This is a genomic window from Vibrio sp. 10N.222.49.C9 (assembly GCF_041474985.1).
GTDB lineage: Bacteria > Pseudomonadota > Gammaproteobacteria > Enterobacterales > Vibrionaceae > Vibrio > Vibrio crassostreae_C.
Genome location: NZ_JBFRVD010000541.1, coordinates 1 through 266, shown reverse-complemented (window position 1 = coordinate 266; position 266 = coordinate 1). Strand labels below are relative to the sequence as shown.

The following is a 266-nucleotide window of genomic DNA, read 5'->3' as shown; positions in this document are numbered from 1 at the left end:
TGCACTTCGGAAGAAGCTTTGAAGGAAAAATTAAAACCAATTTAACAGCAGGTGCTCCTTTAAATCGACCAAATTATGATAACGGGATTGAGTATTTAGACATCTTAGGATTAGGAAAGGTACTCAACTTTGAGCTCCACCATGTGCAATTCAAGGCCAATAATCAGTACCCACAGCATAACCAAGAATTTCTTAAACACTACTCAAAGCTACAGGCTACAAAAAACACCTTGAAAAAAATCGGGGTTGTTTGGTGGTAATTGACT

At 37.6% G+C, this 266-nt stretch carries 1 pseudogene; it reads left to right on the top strand.

The annotated features are described in order from the left end of the window. A pseudogene (locus AB4585_RS24375) lies at positions 1 to 260 on the top strand (hypothetical protein); the annotation flags it as partial. Between the last annotated feature and the right edge of the window lie 6 nt (positions 261 to 266).